A 21508-nucleotide genomic window follows, 5' to 3' on the forward strand; every position below is an offset into this window, starting at 1 on the left:
TCAGGGCGGACGGTCTTCTGGTCTGTGCAGTTTCCCGCCCGCTCGGCGCCGGTGCCCCCGCCGGTGCAACAGTGCCGCCCCGACCGGCTGTTCCCGCCGCACGAGAACATTCCTGGACATCGGCGCTCCGCTCCCGTGCACGTGCACGACGCCCGGACTCATCACGACCTGGCTAGCCTGAGGTATGCCCGCTGACGCACAGCACGACCTCGCCGCCGCTCTTCGCGCCGCAGGAGTCGAGTTCGACGACTCGCCCCTGACCCGGGCTCTGTACTCCTCCGACGCGAGCCTGTACCGCGTCGTCCCGGCCGCGGTCGTGGAAGCGCGCGGTGCCGACGACGTGATCGCGGTCCACGAGGTGGCGCGCGAGCTGCGGATCCCGGTGACGATGCGCGGCGCGGGCACGAGCATCGCCGGCAACGCCGTCGGACACGGAATCGTCATCGACACCCGCCGCTTCGGCCGGATCATCGACATCGACCCGGTCGCGCGCACGGCACGCGTGGAACCGGGCGTGGTCCACGCGGACCTGCAGCGCGCGGCCGCGCCCCACGGGCTGCGGTTCGGACCCGACCCGTCCTCGCACAGCCGCTGCACCATCGGCGGAATGATCGGCAACAACGCCTGCGGGTCTCGGGCGCTGGGCTACGGGCGGACGGTGGACAACGTCGAGTCGCTGCGCGTGCTGTACGGCAACGGCGAACTCTCCCGGGAGGAGGGCGGCCGACCCGGCGGCGACACCGCGAGGCGGCTGGCGGCCGTCGGTGACGCCAACCTGGCCCATCTGCGGACCGAGTTCGGCCGTTTCGGCCGCCAGGTCAGCGGCTACGGCCTGGAGCACCTGCTGCCCGAGCGGCGCCGCTTCGAACGCTTTCTGGTCGGCAGTGAGGGCTCGCTGGCCATGGTCCTCGATGCGACCGTCCGGCTGGTCGACGACCGGGTCGAACGCAGGATGCTGGTGCTCGGGTACCCGACGATGGCCGACGCGGCCGATGCCGTACCGGCGCTGCTCACCGCGGCACCGGGCCGGCTCGTCGCGTGCGAGGGCATGGACGCGCGCATCGTGGACCTGGTGCGGGCCGACGGATCCGAGGTGCCCGGCCTGCCAAGGGGGCGCGGCTGGCTGTTCGCGGAGGTGGCGGGCGAGGACGCGACGGACGCGGTGCGGCGGCTCGTCGCCGCGGGCGCCGCGCTGGACGCCAGGCCCGTCGACGACCCGCGGGAGGCGGCCGCGCTGTGGCGCATCCGGGAGGACGGTGCCGGGCTCGCCGGCCGGTCGCTGCCGACACCGGCGTACGGCGGCTGGGAGGACGCCGCCGTGCCGCCTGAGCACCTCGGTGCGTGGCTGCGGGACTTCGAGGAACTGCTGCGGGAGCACGGCCTCCAGGGCGTCCCGTACGGGCACTTCGGCGACGGCTGCGTCCACTGCCGCATCGACTTCCCGTTCCGGCCCGGCGAGGCGGCCTCGGCCGCGGTGTTCCGCGACTTCATGACCGCCTGTGCGCTGCGGCTGCGCGACTACCGCGGCACGCTGTCGGGAGAGCACGGTGACGGCCGGGCCCGCGGCGAGCTGTTGCCGTTGATGTACGACGAGACGTCCCTCGCCCTGTTCCGGCAGGTCAAGGCAGTCTGCGATCCCGACGGCATCCTCAATCCGGGCATCATCGCCGACCCGGTTCCGATCACCGACGACCTGCGCCCGGTGCGCCCCCGGGCGCGGGTGCGTTCCGGACTGCGGCTGCTGCACGACGCCGGGGACCTCGGCGCCGCCGTGCACCGGTGCACCGGCGTCGGGAAGTGCGTGGCGCCGAGGACCGCGGGGGTCATGTGCCCCTCCTACCTCGCAACGGGGGACGAACGGGATTCGACCCGCGGCCGGGCCCGGGTGCTGCAGGAGGCGCTCGACGGTGGTCTTCTGCGCGGCGGACCGGCGGACCCGGCCGTGGCCGGGGCGCTCGACCTGTGCCTGGCGTGCAAGGGGTGTGCGAGCGACTGCCCCAGCGGTGTCGACATGGCCACCTACAAGAGCGAGGTGCTGCACCAGCGGCACGACGTCGCCGGGCTGCGCCGGCCGCGGTCGCACCTGTTCCTCGGGCGGCTCCCGCAGTGGATGCGGCTCACCGCGCCGCTGGCGAGGCCCGCCAACCTGTTCCTGCGGGCCGGGCCGCTCGCGGCGCTGGCGAAGCGGGCCGCCGGAATCGACCACCGGCGGTCCGTGCCGCGCTTCGCCTCGCCCACGCTGAGGAAGGCGACGAAGGCGGCTCACGCGGGGCCCGCGCCGGCCGACGTGTGGATCTGGGCGGACTCCTTCACCGACCACTTCTTCCCGCAGTCCGCTCTGGCGGCGATCCGGTTCCTTCAGTCGCACGGCCTCACGGTCCGCGTGATCCCGGAGGCCGCCTGCTGCGGCCTGACCTGGATCACGACCGGTCAGCTCGACCGGGCGCGGACCATCGTCGGCCGGACCGTGCGCACCCTCGCGCCCTACGTGCGCAGCGGCATCCCCGTGATGGCGCTGGAGCCGTCGTGTCTCGCGACCTTGCGCGGCGACGCGGCAGAGCTGTGCGACACCGAGGAGGCGGGCGTGCCGGCGCCGGGGGTGCTGAGCTTCGCCGAGCTCGTCGAGCGCCTCGGCCTGCCGCTGCCCGACCTGACCGGTGTGGAGGTGGTCGCGCAGCCTCACTGTCACCACAGCGCGGTCATCGGGTGGGACACCGACCAGCGTCTGCTGGAGAAGGCCGGCGCGACGGTCACCAAGGTGCAGGGGTGCTGTGGCCTGGCCGGCAACTTCGGTGTGGAGAGGGGACACTACGAGGTCAGCGTCGCGGTCGCCGAGACGCACCTGCTGCCGGCGGTACGGGCCCACCCGGACGCGGTGGTGCTGGCGGACGGCATGTCCTGCCGTGTCCAGCTCGACGACCTGGCCCAGGTGCCGACGCGGCACCTGGCCGAGCTGTTCGCCTCCCGCGTCTGACGCCCGGTTCTCAGGTGGCGGTGAGGAGGATGCGCGCGGTGATGCGCTTGCCGACCGTCTCCCGCAGGACGGCGAGATCGGCCACTACGGCCTCCACGATCTCCAGGCCGTGCCGGCCCACCCGCTGGGGGTCCGCACCGCTCACCGCCGGCAGGACCGGGTCGCTGTCCCACACCTCCACCTCGAGCGCTTCGCCCGCCAGACGCAGGCACAGCAGGACGGGGCCCGGGGCGTACTTGCAGGCGTTCGTGACCAGCTCGCTGACCACCAGCTCGGCCAGGCCCACGACACGGTCCGGCACCCGTGAACGGTGGCCGCGCTCGTACTCGGTGAGGAAGGCGGTGGCCCGATGGCGTGCTTCGGCGATGCACGCCCCCGCGCCGGACAGGGCGATCGTCGCCTCCGCCGCCTCCAGGCCCCGTCCGCCGCGACCATCGCCCTCCGGCTCGTTGATCCGCCCTGCCACCTCGACCCCGTCCCTCCGCAGCACGCCGTCTCCCCGCCGGGTACCACGCCCGCCGCGCGTACACGTGTGACAGGGCCGTCCGGGTGCGCAACAAATACCACGGGTCAGCTCCTGGGAGCCGGCCACGGTGAGCGGATCGCGACTGGTGCTCATGACGTGGGCGGGGCGAGCCCGGGCACGGTCAGGCGGTGAGCAGGGAGTCGTCCTGCGGGCGGGCGCCCGGCAGCCGGTGGCGGGCGGCGATGAGCGCGGCGTCGATGTCGCGGGTGCCGGTGGCCACGCACAAGGTGTAGGCGACGTCGTCCATACGCCGGCGCACCTCAGGGCCGCCGTCCTCGGCCTGCAGTATCCGCAGGGTCTCGTACTGTTCGATCAGGTTCGTCAGTACGGCGGGGTGTGCCATCAGCATCAGGAGTCTCCCTCATCACCACGAATCACATGGTCAGTACACCGAGCCGTATGCCCCGGCTTCCGGCCGTCATGCCCGGGCAGCGCCGACGGTGTGACTGCCCCGGTGCCCCGGCCGCGGAGCCGGGAAGCCGTCAATGCCGGGAAGCCATCCATGCGGACGGTGCGGGTAAGGGATGGTGACCCCAACCGTTCACACGAAAGTGGTGCCCTGCCATGGCCGAGACCCGGGACGTCGTCGAGCTCATCCTTCAAGACCACCGGCGCATGGAGGACCTGTTCCGTCTGATGCGCAGCGTCGAAGCCGACCGGGCCGCCGCGCTCCAGGAGTTCGCGGGCCTGCTGATCGCCCACGCGGTGGCCGAGGAGGCCAAGGTCTATCCCGCCCTGAAGAGGTACAAGAACATCGACGACGAAGAGGTCGAGCACGGCGAGCACGAGCACGACGAGGGCAACAAGGCCCTCCTGGACCTCCTGGAGGTGGAGGAGGTCGGCTCCGAGGAGTGGGACTCCAAGCTGGAGGAGCTGGTGGAGGCCGTCACCCACCACGCCGACGAGGAAGAACGCACCATCCTCAACGGCGCGCGCGAGAACGTGGCGACGGAACGGCGCGAGGAACTGGGAGCGGCGTTCCAGGAGGAGCGCGACCGGCAGCTGGAGGCCGACTGCGGCTCGGTCGACAACGTACGCCGCCTCGTCGGTTCCTGACCGTGCCGACTCCTGACCGCACCCCGGCGCCGGGCGTCCCGGGCCGGAGTGCGGCCGGACGCGGCCGTCGCGCCTCCGCCGCCCGCTCCCTGCGCCCCAGGGGGTGGGCTGGTCATCGGTGTACCGCGTGTGCGACGCTCGAGGCACAACCAGCCTGGTCTGGTGGGAGGCCCCGCGCCGGTCTTGCAGGTCACCTTCACGGTGACCGGGACGCGGTACGGGTTGTCTCGCTCGGCTGTACGCGACCCCATGCCGCGTGCTTGATGTCCTCCCTCAGCGGAGGACGTGATGGGCTCGACCCCGGAACCGAGGGGCGAACCGTGGACGCTTTGACCGTGGTGACACAGCAGCACACCGACCGCACGGTGATCACCGTGAGCGGGGAGCTGGACCTCCAGACCTGTCCGGCACTGGCCGAGGCAGCCTCCGCCGTCCCGCCGGCCGGCCGGACGCTGTACCTGGACCTGTCGGGGGTGCCCTTCATGGACTCCAGCGGCCTGAACCTGCTGATCCTGCTGCGCCGCCGCCTTCACGCCGAAGGCGGTCGCCTCGCCGTCACCGGCCTGCAGCCCCAGCCCGAGCGACTGCTGCGGCTGACGCAGGCCGACGAACTGTTCACGGTGATCCCTTCCGGTGCGGCCGGCTCCGGCGCGGCGGTCGCCTCTTGACCGGCCGGGCAGATTGACCGGCCGGGCAGAGCCGTGTCTCACCGGGTGGTGAGCAGGCCTTCGCGCAGCCGGGTCAGGCAGCGGGTGAGCAGCCGGGAGACGTGCATCTGGGAGACGCCGAGGCGCTCGCCGATCTGAGCCTGGGTGAGTTCCTCCACGAACCGCATGTGGATGATCCGCCGATCCCGCTCGCCGAGTCCGGCGATCAGCGGGGCCAGGGCGTGGAAGTCCTCTACCAGCTCCAGCGCCGCGTCCTCGGCGCCGATGAAGTCCTGCAGCGCGGTCTCGCCGTCCTCGCTGCCGCCGATCGCGGCGTCCAGGGAGGAGGAGTTGTAGCCGTTGGCGGCCAGGCGCGCCTCGCGTACCTCGTCCTCGGGCAGGCTCATCAGCTCCGACAGTTCCCGCACCGTCGGGGTCCGGCCCAGGCGGCTGCGCAGCTCCTCGGTGGCCCGGGCCAGCTGGACGCGGGCTTCCTGCAGGCGGCGCGGTACGTGCACGGCCCAGGTGGTGTCGCGGAAGAACCGCTTGATCTCACCGACGATGTAGGGAATGGCGAAGGAGGTGAACTCCGCCTCCCTCGACAGCTCGAACCGGTCGATCGCCTTGATCAGGCCGATCATGCCGACCTGGACGATGTCCTCCATCTCCTCCGGTCCACGGCTGCGGAACCGGCCGGCCGCGTAGCGGACCAGGGACATGTTCATCTCGATCAGCGTGTTCCGGGCGTAGCTGTGCTGCGGCGTGCCCTCCTCCAGCACCGCCAGCTGCTCGAAGAACAGCCGCGACAGCTCCCGGGCGTCCTTCGGCGCCACCCGGGAGGGGTCGGGGACTTCCGGCAGCTCGGTGTGGTGCGTGTCCGTCACCGGCGTGCTCATGAGCGCCATGAAGGTCCCCTCCCGCGTTCGAGTCGGTGCCGCGGTCGGCCGCGAACCGCTGACGACGCGACGGCTACCCCCTCATTCTCCCTCCATGCCTGTCCGCACAGGAACGGCGCACGGGCCGCGCACCGTGCCGCCGACGGGCCGACCGGCTCAGCCGGCCTGCCGTACAGCGTGCAGGGAGCCGCTGAGGGTGCCTTCCTGCTGTTCATAGTGCGACAGGGCGAGGCCGAGGCCTATGAACGTCGGCGCCCATTCGCCGACGAAGATGCCCCACCGGTCGGCGCGGTCGACGCCGGCCGGTTCCGCCTTCAGGCTCGTCGCCCAGGCGGCGAAGCTCAGCCCGACCGACGCCAGGCCGGCGATGTAGGCATGCTCACTGCGGACGCCCATGTCGTGAAGCTTCTTGATCACCATGGGGTGGTCTCCGTTCTGTGGGGGTACCTATGGGGGTAACCATCCCCATTCGCCTCACACGTCCCTCTTGAGGCCATGACGGGTCGCGGGCGCATCCCCGCGCCCGGCGGCGGCATGGGCGCCGCTCACGATGGACGACGGATCACAGCTGACGTGACAGCGAAGAGATGCCGCGCCTCATCGATGCCTCGGTGTAGTGACGTGACAGCGTTGATCGCCCTGGTCCGCTCCATGGTCACGGTGATGGTGCTGTGGCAGCGCTATCTCGCGCCGCTGATCCCCTTCGTCGGTCTGCCGGCGGTGCTGACCAGCAGCGACTCGGGCCCGCTCGCGGCCACCTACGGCTCGGCGGCCGGAGCCATGCTGGTGTGCTCGGTCCGGCAGACCATGGCCCTGATCGGCCTGGAGGACCAGACGCGCCGCTCGGTCGTGATCGTCACCGCGGGCAGTCATCTGCGGGTGCTGCTCGGATCGGTCGGCACGGCCCTGCTGTGGTGCCTGCCACTGACGGCGGCCGGTCCGGTCCTGCCGCCGGCGTTCGGAAAGCACACGTTCACGGGGGCCGGTGCCGTGCTCGGCGTCGAGTCCCAGCTCACCTGTGCCCTCATCGGCATCGCCATCGGCGTGCTCTGCTCACGGCTGGTCTTCCGACGCCAGGGCTACGCGCTGGTGACCGCCTTGGCCCTGCTGCTCGCGGCGCTGCTGGGCAAGGGGATCTCCCCGGTCAACATCCCGCTCGGCGACCTGCAGGGCGCCTCGGGCTCCGCAGCCCTCGTCGGGTCCACGGGCGTCCTGCTCACGGTCACCACGGCGGTGCTCGCGGCCACGGTGGCGATCACGCAGGCGGTCGGCGTCAGAAGGAGCTGAGGGAGCGCGCGCCGGTCAGCACGAGCGCCTGGTACCGCATTTCGATGATTTCTCCTCGACCGCGTCCTCCCTGTGCCCCTGAGCTGAAACCTTCCGCCCGCTGCCGTGCTGTCGACGTCGCCGGTCGCGCAGGTCATTGATGGGATGGATCCGCGACCCAGCGGGCCGCACCATCGGTTCACACACCCCACTGAGCTGGTACTTCTCACAGGAGTTGCTCAAGGGCTAGACGCAGGTCCACCCCGAGGCTAAAAATACATCCCATCTCTCCGGTGGCGGCGTAAGGGCGTCGCCACCGGAGACGACTCCGTCCGGAACCAGCACGAGGAAGTGCCGATGAGACTCAGAACCCTCCTGTGCTCCACCGCTTCGGCCGTCGTCGCGATGACGCTGCTGAGCGCCTGTGACAGCTCCGGCACCGCGGCCTCGTCGGACGGCAAGCCGCTGGTCGGTGTCGACTACCCGCGCTCCGACACCGACTTCTGGAACTCGTACATCAAGTACACGCCCACGTCCGCCAAGCAGCTCGGCCTCTCGCTGAAGACGACGAACTCGCAGAACGACGTCGCCAAACTCACCGCCAACGCGCAGACGTTCATCAGCCAGGGCGTCAAGGGCATCGCGATGGCCCCGCAGGACACCGCCGCCATCGCGCCGACGCTGACGCAGCTGGCGGCGAAGAAGATCCCGGTCGTCACCGTCGACACCCGGCCCGACGCCGGCCAGGTCTACATGGTCGTCCGCGCCGACAACCGTGCCTACGGCGAGAAGGCCTGCCAGTACCTGGGCACCAAACTCGGCGGCAAGGGCAAGGTCGTCATGCTGCAGGGCGACCTCTCCTCCATCAACGGCCGGGACCGCACCGAGGCGTTCAACGACTGCATGAAGAAGAACTACCCGGGCGTCAAGGTGTTCGGCGAGGCCACCAACTGGGACGGAGCGGTCGCCGCGCAGAAGCTGCAGACGGACCTGACCGCCCACCCGGACATCAAGGGCATCTACATGCAGTCCAGCTTCGCCCTGTCCGGCACCCTCCAGGTGCTCAAGCAGAAGGGCCTGCTGGTCGGTCCGCAGGACAAGAAGCACGTGTTCGTGGTCTCCAACGACGGCATCCCCGAGGAGCTCAAGGACATCGCAGGCGGGAAGATCGACGCCACGGTCTCCCAGCCGGCCGACCTCTACGCCAAGTACGCCCTCTACTACCTCAAGGCCGCGATCGACGGGAAGACGTTCAAGCCCGGCAAGACCGACCACGACAGCACGATCATCCAGGTCCGCGAAGGGCTGCTGGAGGACCAGCTCTCGGCTCCGCTCGTCACGGCCGACGGCGGCACCTACGGAGGCGTGTCCAGCGTCAAGAGCGACGACACGTCGCTGTGGGGCAACAACCTCGGCTGACATGTTCTGTCCCATACCCAACAGCTTTCGAGAACAAGGCGGTTGACATGAGCGAGGGGGAGCGGACCACCGGCCCCGAGCCCGCCGCGGCGGACCGCGGGCGGCGGGCCACGGCCGAGCCGCCCGTCGTGGAGGCGACGGCCATCGTCAAACGATTCGGTCCGACGGTGGCCCTGAACGGCGCCCGGATCACCGTCGGACAGGGCGAGACCCACGCGCTCGTCGGCCGCAACGGGGCGGGCAAGTCGACCCTGGTGTCCATCCTGACCGGGCTGCAGGCCCCGGACGAGGGCACGGTCGCCTTCGGCGGCCGCCCCGCGCCCCGGCTCCAGGACCGCGACGCCTGGCGGGAACGCGTGGCGTGCGTCTACCAGAAGTCGACGATCATCCCCACGCTGACCGTCGCCGAGAACCTCTTCCTGAACCGGCACGACCACGGCCGCGGCCGGCTGATCAGCTGGCCGGGCACCCGCCGCCGCGCCCAGGAACTGCTGTCGGCCTGGTCGGTCGAGGTCGATCCGCAGACCCCGGCGGGCGATCTGAGCGTGGAGCAGCGGCAGTTCGTGGAGATCGCCCGGGCCCTGTCCTTCGGCGCCCGGTTCATCATCCTCGACGAACCCACCGCGCAGCTGGACGCGGCGGCGATCGGCCGGCTCTTCGGCCGGATCCGCGATCTGCAGCGTCAGGGCGTGACGTTCCTGTTCATCAGCCACCACCTGCAGGAGGTCTACGAGATCTGCGACATGGTGACGGTGTTCCGGGACGCCCGGCACGTCGTGACCGCACCGGTCGCGGAGCTTCCGCGGGCCGAGCTGGTGGCGGCGATGACCGGGGAGGCGGGGACGGACCGGCAGACGCGACGGGCCGGCCCCACGGGCACCGGTGCCACGCCCGCGCTGGAGGTACGGGACCTGGGGGGCCACGGCTACGCCGACGTCACCTTCACGGTGGGCCCCGGGGAGATCGTCGGGCTCGCGGGGGCCGCCGGCAGCGGTCGTACCGAGGTCGCCGAGACGGTCGTGGGGCTCAGGGCCGCCGGGGCCGGCGAGGTGGAGATCGCCGGGCGGCGGCCCCGGCCCGGCAGCGTGCCCGCCGCCCTGGCCGCCGGCGCCGGGTTCGTGCCGCAGGACCGGCACCACCAGGGCTTCGTGCCCGGCATGTCGGTCGCGGACAACGCCACGATGTCCGTCCCGCACCGGCTGCGCAGGAACGGTTTCCTCAGCCGTCGGAGCCGGGACCGGCTCGCCGGAACCATGATCGAGAACCTGGCGATCAAGACACCGGGCCCCGACCTGCCGGTGTCCGCTCTCTCCGGCGGCAACCAGCAGAAGGTCGTCATGGCCCGCGCCCTCGCCGACGACCCCCGGCTGCTGGTACTGATCAATCCGACCGCGGGCGTGGACGTGCGCTCCAAGGAGTTCCTCCTCGGCAAGGTCGAGGAGACCGCGGACACCGGTACGGGAGTGCTCATCGCCTCCGACGAACTCGACGACCTGCGCATGTGCGACCGGGTCCTGGTGATGTTCCAGGGCCGGGTGACGACCCGGATGAACCGCGGCTGGCACGACCACGACCTCGTCGCCGCGATGGAAGGAGTGGACCTCGATGCCTGACACCGTCGTCGGCGGCACGGCCTCCACCAAGGCCGCCGAGCCAGAGGCCGGGCGGACCGGACTGCTCGGCGGGCGCATACCCCTGGCCCGGCTGCGCGACCTGGCCCTCGTCCCGGCCATCGTCGTGATCGCGATCGTCGGGCAGATCGTCAGCCCGATCTTCCTGCAGCCGGACAACATCATCAACGTCCTGCAGACCATGTCCGAGATCGCCCTGCTGGTCCTCGCCCAGACGATGGTACTGATCGTCAAGAGGATGGACCTCTCGCTGGAGTCCACCATGGGCCTCGCGCCCGGTGTCGCCGCCTGGCTGGTGGTCCCGGCCGGCGCCGGGCACGGACTCGGCCTGCTGCCCGGTGCCTGGGCGATCCCGGTCACGCTCGCCGTGGGCGTCCTGGTGGGCGTGGTCAACGCCCTGCTGATCATCCGCTTCGGCCTCAACGGCTTCATCGTCACGCTCGGCATGCTGATCGTGCTGCGCGGCATCCTCACCGGGATCTCCGGCGGTCAGACCTTCTTCCAGCTGCCGTCCTCGATGCTCTACCTGGGCACCGCCGAATGGCTCGGCATGCCCGCGTCCATCTGGGTCTGCCTGGCACTGTTCGCCGTCGCGATCGTGGTGCTCGGCTGGACCAGTTTCGGGCGGTCGCTGTACGCCATCGGCGGCAACGTCGACGCGGCCAAGGCGGCCGGCATCCGCACCGACCGGGTGCTGTGGATCGTCATCGTCACCGGCAGCGTGCTCGCCGCCCTCGCCGGACTGCTGCTGTCCGGGCGGCTCGCCTCCGTCGCCTCCGCGCAGGGCAACGGCTACATCTTCACCGTCTTCGCCGCGGCCGTCATCGGAGGGATCAGTCTCAACGGCGGCAAGGGCACCATGTTCGGCGCGTTCAGCGGCATCCTGCTGCTGTTCATGATCCAGAACGTGCTCACCCTGGCGGGTGTCCCAGCCCAGTGGATCGGCGCCCTCAACGGACTGATCATCCTCGTCGCGCTGACCATCTCACGTATCACGGGCGGCAAGGTCCAGGACTGACCCAGGCGGCCGTCACCGCCGTACGCCGCCCACGCATTCGTCGCAGGGGGACCATCTCCCGCCTCGTACCACAGGAGTTGCTGCCATGTCCTCCGCTGTGCCCTCGTCGGCCCGCATCACCGCCCTGGACGTTCTCGACGTGCGCTTCCCCACGTCCGAGCACCTGGACGGCTCCGACGCGATGAACCCCGAACCCGACTACTCGGCGGCCTACGTCGTCCTGCGCACCGACGCCGCCGACGGTCTGGAGGGCCACGCGCTGGCCTTCACCACCGGCCGCGGCAACGACGCCCAGGCCGCCGCCATCGCCACCCTCGCCCCGCATGTCGTGGGCCTGTCGGTCGAGCAGGTCTGCGGCGACCTCGGCGCGTTCAGCCGCTCCCTCGTCCACGACCCCCAACTGCGCTGGCTGGGACCGGAAAAGGGAGCCATCCACATGGCGATCGGGGCGGTCGTCAACGCCGCCTGGGACCTCGCCGCCAAGCGTGCGGGAAAGCCCGTCTGGAGCTTCCTGGCCGGGATGTCCCCCGAAGAACTCGTCGCCCAGGTCGACTTCCGCTGGCTCAGCGACGCGCTCACCCCCGAGGAGGCGCTCCAGATCCTGCGCCGTGCCGAACCGGGCCGCGAAGAGCGCACCGCCCGCCTGCTGGAGCGCGGCTACCCCGCCTACACCACCACCCCCGGCTGGCTCGGCTACTCCGACGAGAAACTCGCCCGTCTCGCGCGCGAGGCCGTGGCGGACGGCTTCACCCAGATCAAGCTGAAGGTCGGCGCGTCCCTGGAGGACGACATCCGGCGGATGCGCACCGCCCGGGCCGCGGTCGGCGACGGCATCCGCATCGCCGTCGACGCCAACCAGAGATGGGACGTCCAGCCCGCCATCGACTGGATGCGCGCCCTGGCCCCCTACGACCCGTACTGGATCGAGGAACCCACCTCACCGGACGACATCCTCGGGCACGCCGCGGTCCGCCGGGCCGTCAGCCCGATCAAGGTGGCCACCGGCGAGCACGTCGCCAACCGGGTCGTGTTCAAACAGCTCCTCCAGGCCGGCGCGGTGGACATCGTCCAGATCGACTCGGCCCGGGTCGGCGGCGTCAACGAGAACATCGCCATCCTGCTGCTCGCCGCGAAGTTCGGGGTGCCGGTCTGCCCGCACGCCGGCGGAGTCGGGCTGTGCGAGATGGTGCAGCACCTGTCGATGTTCGACTACGTCGCCGTCTCCGGCACCACCGAGGACCGGGTCATCGAATACGTCGACCACCTGCACGAACACTTCGTCGACCCCGTGCGCGTCGCCGACGGCCACTACCTCGCCCCGAGCCTGCCCGGGCTGAGCGCCCAGATGCACCAGGCCTCCCTCAAGGAGTACGCCTACCCCGACGGCCCCGTCTGGACCGCCCGTGTCTGAGTCCCCCGCCGCCCGGCTCGTCGACTCCCACCACCACGTCTGGGACCTGGACCGGCGTCCCCAGCCCTGGCTCGACGAACCCGGCCACGAACCGATCCGCCGTACCTTCGGCCCGGCCGATCTGCGGGCGGCCGCGACCCGGACGATCGCCGGCCGGCGGCTGACGAGCACCGTCGCCGTGCAGTGCGTGGCCTCCGTGCCCGAGACGCGGGAGCTGCTGGCGATGGCCGACGACGATCCGCTGATCGGGGCGGTCGTCGGCTGGGCGGACCTCACCTCCCCCGAGATCGGGGACGTACTCGACGCACTGCGGTCCGGGCCGGGTGGCCGGCATCTGCGGGCCGTTCGCCACCTCGTGCAGGGCGAGACGGATCCCGACTGGCTGCAACGGCCTGGCGTGGAACGGGGTCTGCGTGCCGTGGGGCAGCGCGGACTCGGGTACGACGTGCTCATCCGCAGTCACCAGTTCCCGCAGGCGATCCGCCTGGCCGAGCGCCTGCCCGAGCTGCCGCTGGTACTGGACCACGCGGGCAAGCCGCCCGTCGGCCGGGGTGACCTGGGCGACTGGGAGCGGCAGTTGAGACGTCTGGCGAGCCGTCCCCAGGTGCGGTGCAAGGTGTCGGGCCTGATCACGGAGGCCGACCACGAGAAGTGGACGGTGGCCGACGTCCGCCCGGTGTGGGACGCCCTGCTGACCGCGTTCGGCCCCGAGCGGCTGATGTTCGGCTCCGACTGGCCGGTGTGCGTCCTCGCCGGCGGCTGGAACCGCTGGGCCGCCACCGTCGAGGAGCTCCTGGAGGGCTGCTCCGCCGACGAGAGGGAGGCGGTCCTCGCCGGCACCGCCACCGCGTTCTACGGCCTCACCGAGCAGGAAGGGACGACGCCGTGCTCCTGACCGAACTCCCGCACCCCGGAATGCTCGAAGCGCCGGCCGGCGCGGGTCACGGCGCCCGGGGGCCGCTCGCCGACGGCCACTGTCCCGCGAGCACCGCCGTGGGTGAGCGGGCCCGGACGGTCCATCTCAACCTGGCGCCGGGCCTGCTGGACGTCACCGGCGTGCTGGACGTCCTGCTGCGGTCGGTCCCCGTCGAGGAGGCCCATGTGAGGGTGCCGCCCGAGGGCGAACCGGAGCCGCCGGCCATCGCCGGCTTCCGCTCCCGGCTGTTCCCCGTCCCCGTGGAGACACTCGGCCGCTTCGAGTTCTACGACGCGGCACGCTCCCCCGACCTGGCTCCGGCCGTGGTCACCGCCGGCACCCGCACCTACGCCCACCTGCTGCCGACCATCGGCGTCCGCGCTGAAGGGACCCTGAGGACACGATGACACTCGCCGTGCGATACACGTCCGCCCGCACCCTGGACACGGCTGACACCGCGCCGGCCTCCCCCGGCCCCGGCGAGGTGGAGCTGGCTCCCGCCTACGTCGGCATCTGCGGCACCGACCTGCACATCTTCCACGGTGACATGGACTCCCGGGTCACCACGCCCGCCGTCCTCGGGCACGAGATGTCCGGCCGCGTCGTCCGCGTCGGGCCCGGCGTGGAGGGCTGGCGGCCCGGTGACGCGGTGACCGTGATGCCGTTGCGCTGGGACGACACCTGCCCGGCCTGCCGCGCGGGTCACCGGCACATCTGCCAGCACCTCGACTTCATCGGCATCGACTCGCCGGGCGCGATGCAGCAGCGCTGGACCGTGCCCGCCTCGACACTCGTCCGGCTCCCGGACTCCCTCCCCCTGGACCGGGCCGCGCTGGTCGAGCCCACGGCGGTCGCCGTGCACGACGTCGGCCGGGCCGGGGTACGCGACGGCGAGCGGGTCGTCGTGGTCGGCGGCGGGCCCGTCGGCGTCCTGATCGCCCTGGTCGCCCGCGCGGCCGGCGCCGAGGTCCGCGTGGTGGAACCGAGCGTGCACCGGCGGACCCTGGCGGAGGAGCTGGGGCTGACCGCGTGGGACCCGGCCGCCACGGACGTGGCCGGGCTGGTGCGGGAGTGGACCGGCGACGCGGGGGCGGACGTCGCCTTCGAGGTGTCCGGTGCCGCGGCCGGGGTGGACAGCGCGGTGGAGGCGCTCGGGGTCAGGGGCCGGCTGTGCCTGGTGGCGATCCACCCCCGGCCCCGCGAGGTGAACCTGCACCGCTTCTTCTGGCGGGAACTCACCCTCGTCGGCGCCCGGTTGTACGACCGCACCGACTTCGAACGGGCGGTGGGACTGGTGGCGGCCGGCACGATCCCCGCCGACCGGCTGATCAGCAAGGTCGTCCCGCTGACCGAGGCGCCCTCCGCGTTCGAGGCGCTGGAGGGGGGCGGCGACGTGATGAAGATCCTCGTGGACTGCGGCAACGACCCTACGGGAGCCCTCGCATGACCCTCTTCGACCTGACCGGCCGGCTCGCCGTCGTCACCGGCGCCCGGCGCGGCATCGGCCGGGCCATGGCCCGCGCGCTCGCCGAGGCCGGCGCGGACGTCATCGGCGTCAGCGCCGCGCTGGAGGAGTCCGGCAGCGCGGTGGAGAAGGACGTCGTCGCCGCGGGCCGCTCCTTCGAGGCGATCCGTACCGACTTCGCCGACCGGGACGCCGTACGGGCCCTGGGCGAGGACCTGGCCGGGCGAGAGCGTCCGGTGGACATCCTGGTCAACAACGCGGGTACCATCCGGCGCGCCCCGGCGGCCCGGCACACCGACGCCGACTGGGATTCGGTGCTCCAGATCAACCTCAGCGCACAGTTCTCGCTGAGCCGGGCGGTAGGCGCGGCGATGGTCGCCCGGGGGCGGGGAAAGATCATCTTCACGGCGTCGCTGCTCAGCTTCCAGGGCGGCATCACCGTCCCCGGCTACACCGCCGCCAAGCACGGTGTCGCGGGCCTGACCAAGGCCCTGGCCAACGAGTGGGCCCCGCACGGCGTCAACGTCAACGCCATCGCGCCCGGCTACATCGCCACCGACAACACCCAGGCCCTGCGGGACGATCCGCAGCGCAGCGGGGCGATCCTGGACCGCATCCCGGCCGGGCGCTGGGGCTCGGCGGACGATCTGGCGGGCGCCACCGTGTTCCTCGCCTCGGACGCGGCCGCCTACGTGCACGGCGCGATACTGCCCGTGGACGGCGGGTGGCTGGGCCGATGAGGTCGCTTTCCGTGCGCCGGGTGCCGCTGCGGGGCGGCGCCCGCGCTGCCTGCTGAGCCTGTGTACACCCCAGTATCATCAGCGTCAGCGATCTTCGCGCCCACGGGCTCATCGGGCCGGACGTGCCGGCGAAGTACGACAGCGGAAGGAGTTCGCGGTGTCCCTGACGGACAAGGCCATCGAGCGGATCCGTGAGCTGATCCGCTCGGGCGCGCTGCCCCCGGGCTCCAAGCTGCCACCGGAGCCGGACCTGGCGGCCCAGCTCGGTCTGTCCCGCAACCTCGCCCGCGAAGCGGTCAAGGCACTCGCCGTCGCGCGCGTCCTCGAGGTGCGCCGGGGCGACGGCACGTACGTCACCAGTCTGCAGCCGAGCCTTCTCCTCGCGGGGCTGGGCGGCGCGGTGGAGCTCCTCCAGGGCGACTCGGGCGCCCTGCGGGACCTCATGGAGGTACGGCGGCTCCTCGAACCGGTCGCCACCGCGCTGGCCGCCACCCGGATCACCGACGAGCAGCTGGCCGAGGTCAAGCGGCACCTGGACGCCATGCGCGAGGCCCGCGACGACAGCGAGCAGCTCAACGCCCACGACGCCGCCTTCCACCGGGCGGTCGTGGCGGCCACCGGCAACGAGTCCCTGCTCACCATCCTGGAGGGCATCTCCGGGCGCACGCTGCGGGCACGCGTCTGGCGCGGCCTGGTCGACGCCCAGGCCGCCGGGCGCACCCTCGCCGAGCACGAGGCGATCTTCACGGCCTTGTCCAACCGTGACCCCGCCCTCAGCCAGGCCGCCGCGCTGCTGCACGTGAGCACCACCGAGCGGTGGCTGCGCGAACACCTGCGGTCCATCGACGCCTCCTGAGACCCCAGCCCGGCCACCGGCTTTCCACAGGGGGTCCACAGGAAGGTCCACGGGAAGAGGGTGCGGGCGGGGTGACGCCCGTGGACCGGGCGATGAACTTTTCAGCTCCCTTGGCCGAACCGGCGCCAAAAGCGTGTTACCGGAGGTAAGTTGCAGGCGCCAACTCCCCCACCATCAGGAGTGTCGCTACATGCGCCGTCTTCTCACCTGTCTCGTGGCGGCGGCAGCCGCGTTCGGCGGACTCGCCACGAACGCAGCTGCCGCGACCGCCTCCGACGGAGCCTCCGGGACCTTCAACGTCCTCTCCTACAACGTCGCCGGACTGCCCGAGAGCCTCTCCAGCGCCCCCACGCCGCGCGCGTCGAGCACGACCGCCATAGGCAGCCGGATCGGCGGGTACGACGTGGTGAACGTCCAGGAGGACTTCAACTACCACGCGTACCTGTACGCCGCCGACACCCACCCGTACCGCACCCCCACCAGCGGCGGCGCCGGCATCGGCAGCGGGCTCAACACGCTGTCCGACATCCCCTACGACACCGACGACTTCGAGCGGGCCCGCTGGAACTCCTGCCAGCTGGACTCCGGTGACTGCCTGACCCCCAAGGGCTTCACCTTCATGCGGGAACGCCTGGCCGAAGGCGTCTACGTCGACTTCTACAACCTCCACACCAACGCCGGCACCAACGACGGCGACCTGGCCTCGCGCGCCGACAACCTCAGCCAGCTGACGGCGTTCATCAAGACCCACTCCGCCGGGAACGCCGTCGTGGTGATGGGTGACACCAACACCCGCTACACCCGTTCCGGTGACACGATCGCCGAGTTCGCCCGGGACAACGGTCTCACCGACGCCTGGGTCCAGCTCGTCCGCGGCGGCACGCCTCCCGCCAAGGGGTCCGACGCGCTCGTGTGCGACGAGAACGCGATCACCAACAGCTGCGAGGTCGTCGACAAGATCCTCTACCGCGGCAACAAGCTCGTCTCGCTCAAGGCCACCGCCTACAACAACGAGCACGCCAAGTTCCTCACCGACGACGGGCTCATGCTCTCCGACCACGACCCGATCACGGCATCCTTCTCCTGGACGCGCAACCCCGACCTCCAGCTCAGCGACCAGTTCGGCGGCCCGCACGGCGACTACTTCACCGACGTCGCCACCGTCCCCGCCGGCGCCCGCCCCGTCACCCTCTCGCTCCGCAGCGGCGCACGCGTCGACAGCGTCGGTGTCACGCTCGCCGACGGTACGGCCCTCACGCACGGCGGCACCGGCGGCACGGCGTCGACGCTGACCCTGGGCAGCGGGGAGTACGTCACCTCCGCCCAGCTGTGCCAGGGGGAGAAGGACGGCCACACACGGATCTTCTACGCGAAGTTCACCACGAACCTCGGCCGCGCCCTCGCCGGCGGCAGCACCACCTCGGACTGCGTGACGAGAACGGCGCCGTCCGGATGGCAGCTCGCCGGGTTCCACGGACGCGCGGGCGACGAACTCGACAAGCTCGGCTTCGTCTACACCCGGCGCTGACACCAGGTACCTGCCGCGCCTCCCGTCCCCGCTCAGGGTGACGGGAGGTCACCTGCGCGGCCGGCTCCGGTGGTGAGCGGCACCGGGGGCCCGTACGGTACGGATCATGTCGATCGACGGAGAGTGGTACAACGAGTTCGGTTCACAGATGCGCCTCGAGGCGGACCCGCACGGCAGCGTGAGCGGAGAGTACGTCACCGCCGTGGGGCACGCGCCGGGGACGTACCTCCTGACCGGACGCCACGACGGGCCGACGGGCCCGGGGCACGGCAGCGCCCTCGGCTGGACGGTCGCCTGGCGCAACGACCACGGCAACCTGGGCTCCGTCACGAGCTGGAGCGGCCAGTTCATGACCGATCCCGAACGCGTCCTCACCACCTGGCTGCTGACCCGCTCCGCGCCGACGGCGGAGACGTGGGAGTCCACGGTGGTCGGGCAGGACGTGTTCACGCGGCAGAAGCCCACCGGCGAGGACGTCGACCGCGCGCTGCGCAGCGGCCGGCCGGTCTCGCACCCGATGCCGTTGTGACGGACGCCGCTCCCGCGCCTGATTCCGGCGCCCGCGCCCCGGGGCCGAACTCCGCCCCCGCCGGGACTTTCGGCCCTATGGCGGGCCCCGCCGCCGGCCCACGGTGGTACCGGGGTCCGTACGAGGCCGGGAGGAAAGCGATGGCGCACACGGCCGAGTGGAAGGTCCGTCTGCATCTCTTCGAGGACGACGACGGAACGACGAAGGCGCACCTGGTACTGGACACCGGCACCACCGCGCTCACCGCCGGCGGCACCGCGCACCGCCATCCGGCGGACCCGGACGTGCCGGAGATCGGCGACGAACTGGCGGCCGGCCGGGCCATGATCGACCTCGCCCACCAGTTGCTGGAGACCGCGGAACGCGACGTGCAGGGCATCGCGGCGCCCGGCTGAGCACCCCGGACGCCGGGCCGCACCCTCAGGTGCCGGTGGGGGTCCGGCGGGCGTCACCGGTTCGGTGCGCGATGTGCCCGGTGACCGAGACCACGCCGTCGACGCGGCGGCACAGCTGGTCGATGACGGGAACCAGGTTCCCGGACTCGACGGAGCCGCCGAGCTCGACCCGCCCCTCGCGGACCTCGACCGTCACCTCCGAGGGAGCGAGTCCCAGCGTGCGCCGCAGCACGTCCTGGGTGATCTCGTCGCGGATGGCGTCGTCGCGGCGCAGGAAGATCCGCAGCAGATCGGCACGGCTGACGATGCCCAGCAGCCGGTCCGCCTCGTCCACGACGGGCAGCCGTTTGACGTGCCGGGCCTCCATGAGGCGGGCGGCCTCCACCACGTTCCAGTCGGGACGCGCGCACACCGCGGGAGCCGACATCAGTTCCTCGGCGCGGGAGCCCTCGGCCTTGGCCCGCTCCCACGCCTCGAGGTCCGGGGCCGGGACCCTGCCCGACGGGTCGGTCCGGCCGGCACTCTTGCGCAGCAGGTCGGCCTCGGACACGACGCCCACCGGGCGGCCCAGGTCGTCCACCACGGGCAGGGCGGTGACGTCGTTGTCCGCCAGCAGCCTGACCAGTTCCTTGAAGGGCGTCTCGCGCCGTGCCCGGACGACGTTCCGGGTCATGAGCTCCTCGACCGTTCGGTGGTGCATGGTGCCTCCCGGATACGGGCCGCGGGGTACAGCACCATTCTGAGGAGCGGACGGCGATCATGCGAGCTCACCCCGGTGGCCCGTCCCCCGGCATGCGCCCGATGGATGCGCCACCCACACTGGAATTGAGGAGTACCGGCCGGGGCGGGCCAGACTCCACGGGCTCTCCCCGTGCGGTCAGCGACGCTCGAAGGAGACTGCCATGACCACCGCCCGGGAGATCATGCACACCGGTGCGACCTGCATCCAGGAGAACGAGACACTGGAGGCCGCCGCTCGCAGGATGAAGGAACTGGACGTCGGAGCCCTCCCCATCTGCGGCCCCGACGACCGGCTCCACGGGATCATCACCGACCGCGACATCGTGACGAAGTGCGTCGCCAAGGGCAAGGACCCCAGGACCATGACCGCCGGCCAGCTGGAGCAGGGCAAGCCGGTCACGATCGACGCCGAGGCCGGCGCCGAGCGGGTCCTCGAGGCCATGGAGGAGCACAGGATCCGCCGGCTGCCGGTGACCGACCACCACCGCCTCGTCGGCATGATCAGCGAAGCGGACCTCGCGCGCCACCTGCCCGAGGACCAGGTGGGCCACTTCGTCGAAGTCATCTGCGCGACCCCCTGACCCACCAGCCGGCATCCGCCGTCCGCACAACCGGGAGAGGCCATGACTGATCCGCTCGTGGTGGGGGTTGACGGCTCCGGGCGCAGCCTGCGGGCACTGGTGTGGGCCGCTCACGAAGCGGCGCTGCGCCACTGCCCCCTGCGGATCGTCCACGTCCTGCCGCCCGCCCACTCGTACGCGACCACCGAGGAGGGGCGCGCCTGGGAGGCGGGCGACTGGGACCGGGGCGTCATCACCGAGGCCACGGCCATCGTGCGGGAGGCCCATCCGGACCTGGAAGTGACGTCCGCCCTGCCGTCCGGCACCCCGGCGGCGGTACTGCTGACCGAGGCGGAGGAGGCCCGCGCCGTGGTGCTCGGCACGAAGGGCACGGGCGGCTTCGGAACCCTGTTCGTCGGTTCGGTCGCGCTGCAGGTGGTCGGGCACGCGCCCTGCCCCGTGGTCGTCGTCAACCACGTCACGACCGGCCACAGCCGTGTCGTCGTCGGCACGGACGGGTCCGCGCACTCCCTGGCCGCCCTCGCGTACGCCTTCGAGCAGGCGGCGCTGCGCGGCGCCGAGCTGCGGGCCGTGCACGCCTGGAGCCATCCGGGGCCGCACGCCTACGTCAGCGCGGCCCAGGACGCCATGGCCAAGGAGCGGCGGCAGGCCCTGGAGGAGTGGCTGGCGCCCCTGCGCGAGCGGTATCCCGACGTCGAGGTGGCGGAGCGGGTGCCCGACGAACCGCCGGTCACCGCGCTGGCCCGGGCCTCGGACCGGGCCGACCTCCTCGTCGTCGGCTCCCGGGGGCTCGGCGGCTTCCACGGTCTGGCCCTCGGCTCCGTCAGCCATCACCTCCTGCAGTTCTCCCAGTGCCCCCTGGCGGTGGTCCGTCCGCGGACCTGACCGCCGGGCGGGCGCCGGACGGAGGGTG

23 protein-coding genes are annotated in these 21508 nt (G+C 71.8%); 18 read left to right on the top strand and 5 right to left on the bottom strand.

The window, feature by feature from the left end; translation table 11 throughout:
* The first annotated feature begins 184 nt into the window (after positions 1-184).
* Positions 185-2974: an FAD-binding and (Fe-S)-binding domain-containing protein gene (locus tag ABZX30_RS03965; protein ID WP_355928448.1), complete on the top strand. Its 2790-nt coding sequence runs from the start codon at positions 185-187 to the stop codon at positions 2972-2974.
* Between the two features lie 10 nt (positions 2975-2984).
* On the opposite strand, the gene ABZX30_RS03970 is transcribed toward ABZX30_RS03965, so the two are convergent.
* Together ABZX30_RS03970 and ABZX30_RS03975 are read right to left on the bottom strand one after the other, a co-directional pair.
* On the bottom strand, positions 2985-3464 hold the full coding sequence (locus ABZX30_RS03970; protein ID WP_355928449.1) for an ATP-binding protein: 480 nt from the start codon (positions 3462-3464) through the stop codon (positions 2985-2987).
* 157 nt (positions 3465-3621) lie between these two features.
* Complete coding sequence (locus tag ABZX30_RS03975) at positions 3622-3849, bottom strand: DUF5133 domain-containing protein (protein ID WP_355928450.1); 228 nt, start codon at positions 3847-3849, stop codon at positions 3622-3624.
* 215 nt (positions 3850-4064) lie between these two features.
* On the opposite strand from ABZX30_RS03975, the gene ABZX30_RS03980 reads away from it, so the two are divergent.
* A complete protein-coding gene (locus ABZX30_RS03980) occupies positions 4065-4556 on the top strand; it encodes a hemerythrin domain-containing protein (RefSeq protein WP_355928452.1) in 492 nt (163 codons plus the stop codon).
* 320 nt (positions 4557-4876) lie between these two features.
* Positions 4877-5224, top strand: a complete 348-nt coding sequence (locus tag ABZX30_RS03985; protein WP_355928454.1) for an STAS domain-containing protein — start codon at positions 4877-4879, stop codon at positions 5222-5224.
* A gap of 38 nt (positions 5225-5262) precedes the next feature.
* On the opposite strand, the gene ABZX30_RS03990 is transcribed toward ABZX30_RS03985, so the two are convergent.
* Both ABZX30_RS03990 and ABZX30_RS03995 read right to left on the bottom strand, forming a co-directional pair.
* Entirely contained in the window at positions 5263-6108 is an 846-nt protein-coding gene (locus tag ABZX30_RS03990) for an RNA polymerase sigma factor SigF (protein WP_355928457.1), read from the bottom strand.
* Between the two features lie 147 nt (positions 6109-6255).
* Positions 6256-6519, bottom strand: coding sequence for a hypothetical protein (locus tag ABZX30_RS03995; RefSeq protein ID WP_355928459.1), 264 nt, complete (start codon positions 6517-6519; stop codon positions 6256-6258).
* A 201-nt stretch (positions 6520-6720) separates the two neighbouring features.
* Between ABZX30_RS03995 and ABZX30_RS04000 the strand changes: the two genes are divergently transcribed.
* The 13 genes from ABZX30_RS04000 (at position 6721) to ABZX30_RS04060 (ending at position 19273) form a co-directional block, all read left to right on the top strand.
* Complete coding sequence (locus ABZX30_RS04000; RefSeq protein ID WP_355928461.1) at positions 6721-7386, top strand: hypothetical protein; 666 nt, start codon at positions 6721-6723, stop codon at positions 7384-7386.
* A gap of 336 nt (positions 7387-7722) precedes the next feature.
* Positions 7723-8784 (top strand): sugar ABC transporter substrate-binding protein, encoded by a 1062-nt coding sequence (locus ABZX30_RS04005; protein WP_355928463.1) that lies wholly within the window; start codon positions 7723-7725, stop codon positions 8782-8784.
* Positions 8785-8831: 47 nt separating this feature from the next.
* Entirely contained in the window at positions 8832-10397 is a 1566-nt protein-coding gene (locus ABZX30_RS04010; RefSeq protein ID WP_355928466.1) for a sugar ABC transporter ATP-binding protein, read from the top strand.
* Entirely contained in the window at positions 10390-11433 is a 1044-nt protein-coding gene (locus ABZX30_RS04015) for an ABC transporter permease (RefSeq protein ID WP_355928468.1), read from the top strand. Before ABZX30_RS04010 ends, ABZX30_RS04015 begins: the two co-directional genes overlap by 8 nt.
* A gap of 85 nt (positions 11434-11518) precedes the next feature.
* Positions 11519-12844 carry an L-fuconate dehydratase gene (locus ABZX30_RS04020; RefSeq protein ID WP_355928469.1) on the top strand — a complete coding sequence of 442 codons (1326 nt, stop codon included), beginning with the start codon at positions 11519-11521 and terminating at the stop codon, positions 12842-12844.
* Positions 12837-13739 carry an amidohydrolase family protein gene (locus ABZX30_RS04025; protein WP_355928471.1) on the top strand — a complete coding sequence of 301 codons (903 nt, stop codon included), beginning with the start codon at positions 12837-12839 and terminating at the stop codon, positions 13737-13739. The genes ABZX30_RS04020 and ABZX30_RS04025 overlap by 8 nt, the downstream gene beginning before the upstream one ends.
* Entirely contained in the window at positions 13730-14167 is a 438-nt protein-coding gene (locus ABZX30_RS04030; RefSeq protein WP_355928473.1) for an RbsD/FucU domain-containing protein, read from the top strand. Before ABZX30_RS04025 ends, ABZX30_RS04030 begins: the two co-directional genes overlap by 10 nt.
* Complete coding sequence (locus ABZX30_RS04035) at positions 14164-15207, top strand: alcohol dehydrogenase catalytic domain-containing protein (protein WP_355928476.1); 1044 nt, start codon at positions 14164-14166, stop codon at positions 15205-15207. Before ABZX30_RS04030 ends, ABZX30_RS04035 begins: the two co-directional genes overlap by 4 nt.
* Positions 15204-15965 carry an SDR family NAD(P)-dependent oxidoreductase gene (locus tag ABZX30_RS04040; protein ID WP_355928479.1) on the top strand — a complete coding sequence of 254 codons (762 nt, stop codon included), beginning with the start codon at positions 15204-15206 and terminating at the stop codon, positions 15963-15965. Before ABZX30_RS04035 ends, ABZX30_RS04040 begins: the two co-directional genes overlap by 4 nt.
* Before the next feature lie 157 nt (positions 15966-16122).
* Positions 16123-16821, top strand: coding sequence for a FadR/GntR family transcriptional regulator (locus ABZX30_RS04045; protein ID WP_355928481.1), 699 nt, complete (start codon positions 16123-16125; stop codon positions 16819-16821).
* A gap of 190 nt (positions 16822-17011) precedes the next feature.
* On the top strand, positions 17012-18349 hold the full coding sequence (locus ABZX30_RS04050) for a jacalin-like lectin (protein ID WP_355928484.1): 1338 nt from the start codon (positions 17012-17014) through the stop codon (positions 18347-18349).
* Positions 18350-18455: 106 nt separating this feature from the next.
* Positions 18456-18878 carry an avidin/streptavidin family protein gene (locus ABZX30_RS04055; RefSeq protein ID WP_355928486.1) on the top strand — a complete coding sequence of 141 codons (423 nt, stop codon included), beginning with the start codon at positions 18456-18458 and terminating at the stop codon, positions 18876-18878.
* Positions 18879-19018: 140 nt separating this feature from the next.
* Positions 19019-19273 carry a DUF1876 domain-containing protein gene (locus ABZX30_RS04060; protein WP_355928488.1) on the top strand — a complete coding sequence of 85 codons (255 nt, stop codon included), beginning with the start codon at positions 19019-19021 and terminating at the stop codon, positions 19271-19273.
* 25 nt (positions 19274-19298) lie between these two features.
* Here the strand turns inward: ABZX30_RS04060 and ABZX30_RS04065 are convergent, their stop codons facing one another.
* The gene (locus tag ABZX30_RS04065; RefSeq protein WP_355928490.1) at positions 19299-19973 is read right to left on the bottom strand and encodes a CBS domain-containing protein; all 675 of its coding nucleotides are present in this window, start codon (positions 19971-19973) and stop codon (positions 19299-19301) included.
* Positions 19974-20175: 202 nt separating this feature from the next.
* Between ABZX30_RS04065 and ABZX30_RS04070 the strand changes: the two genes are divergently transcribed.
* Positions 20176-20595 carry a CBS domain-containing protein gene (locus tag ABZX30_RS04070; protein WP_355928492.1) on the top strand — a complete coding sequence of 140 codons (420 nt, stop codon included), beginning with the start codon at positions 20176-20178 and terminating at the stop codon, positions 20593-20595.
* A gap of 42 nt (positions 20596-20637) precedes the next feature.
* Positions 20638-21480: a universal stress protein gene (locus tag ABZX30_RS04075; protein WP_355928495.1), complete on the top strand. Its 843-nt coding sequence runs from the start codon at positions 20638-20640 to the stop codon at positions 21478-21480.
* Positions 21481-21508: the final 28 nt, after the last annotated feature.

Source organism: Streptomyces sp. NPDC004542 (assembly GCF_040610035.1).
Taxonomy (GTDB): domain Bacteria; phylum Actinomycetota; class Actinomycetes; order Streptomycetales; family Streptomycetaceae; genus Streptomyces.

Excerpts from the sequence above, each read along its gene's own strand:
- ABZX30_RS04075 (WP_355928495.1), top strand. The coding sequence starts at position 20,638 with ATGACTGATCCGCTCGTGGTGGGGGTTGACGGCTCCGGGCGCAGCCTG.
- ABZX30_RS03980 (WP_355928452.1), top strand. The coding sequence starts at position 4,065 with ATGGCCGAGACCCGGGACGTCGTCGAGCTCATCCTTCAAGACCACCGG.
- ABZX30_RS04050 (WP_355928484.1), top strand. The coding sequence starts at position 17,012 with ATGCGCCGTCTTCTCACCTGTCTCGTGGCGGCGGCAGCCGCGTTCGGC.
- ABZX30_RS04010 (WP_355928466.1), top strand. The coding sequence starts at position 8,832 with ATGAGCGAGGGGGAGCGGACCACCGGCCCCGAGCCCGCCGCGGCGGAC.
- ABZX30_RS03990 (WP_355928457.1), bottom strand. The coding sequence starts at position 6,108 with ATGGCGCTCATGAGCACGCCGGTGACGGACACGCACCACACCGAGCTG.
- ABZX30_RS04055 (WP_355928486.1), top strand. The coding sequence starts at position 18,456 with ATGTCGATCGACGGAGAGTGGTACAACGAGTTCGGTTCACAGATGCGC.
- ABZX30_RS04020 (WP_355928469.1), top strand. The coding sequence starts at position 11,519 with ATGTCCTCCGCTGTGCCCTCGTCGGCCCGCATCACCGCCCTGGACGTT.
- ABZX30_RS04070 (WP_355928492.1), top strand. The coding sequence starts at position 20,176 with ATGACCACCGCCCGGGAGATCATGCACACCGGTGCGACCTGCATCCAG.
- ABZX30_RS04035 (WP_355928476.1), top strand. The coding sequence starts at position 14,164 with ATGACACTCGCCGTGCGATACACGTCCGCCCGCACCCTGGACACGGCT.
- ABZX30_RS03975 (WP_355928450.1), bottom strand. The coding sequence starts at position 3,849 with ATGCTGATGGCACACCCCGCCGTACTGACGAACCTGATCGAACAGTAC.
- ABZX30_RS03995 (WP_355928459.1), bottom strand. The coding sequence starts at position 6,519 with ATGGTGATCAAGAAGCTTCACGACATGGGCGTCCGCAGTGAGCATGCC.
- ABZX30_RS04040 (WP_355928479.1), top strand. The coding sequence starts at position 15,204 with ATGACCCTCTTCGACCTGACCGGCCGGCTCGCCGTCGTCACCGGCGCC.
- ABZX30_RS03965 (WP_355928448.1), top strand. The coding sequence starts at position 185 with ATGCCCGCTGACGCACAGCACGACCTCGCCGCCGCTCTTCGCGCCGCA.
- ABZX30_RS04005 (WP_355928463.1), top strand. The coding sequence starts at position 7,723 with ATGAGACTCAGAACCCTCCTGTGCTCCACCGCTTCGGCCGTCGTCGCG.
- ABZX30_RS04015 (WP_355928468.1), top strand. The coding sequence starts at position 10,390 with ATGCCTGACACCGTCGTCGGCGGCACGGCCTCCACCAAGGCCGCCGAG.
- ABZX30_RS04060 (WP_355928488.1), top strand. The coding sequence starts at position 19,019 with ATGGCGCACACGGCCGAGTGGAAGGTCCGTCTGCATCTCTTCGAGGAC.
- ABZX30_RS04065 (WP_355928490.1), bottom strand. The coding sequence starts at position 19,973 with ATGCACCACCGAACGGTCGAGGAGCTCATGACCCGGAACGTCGTCCGG.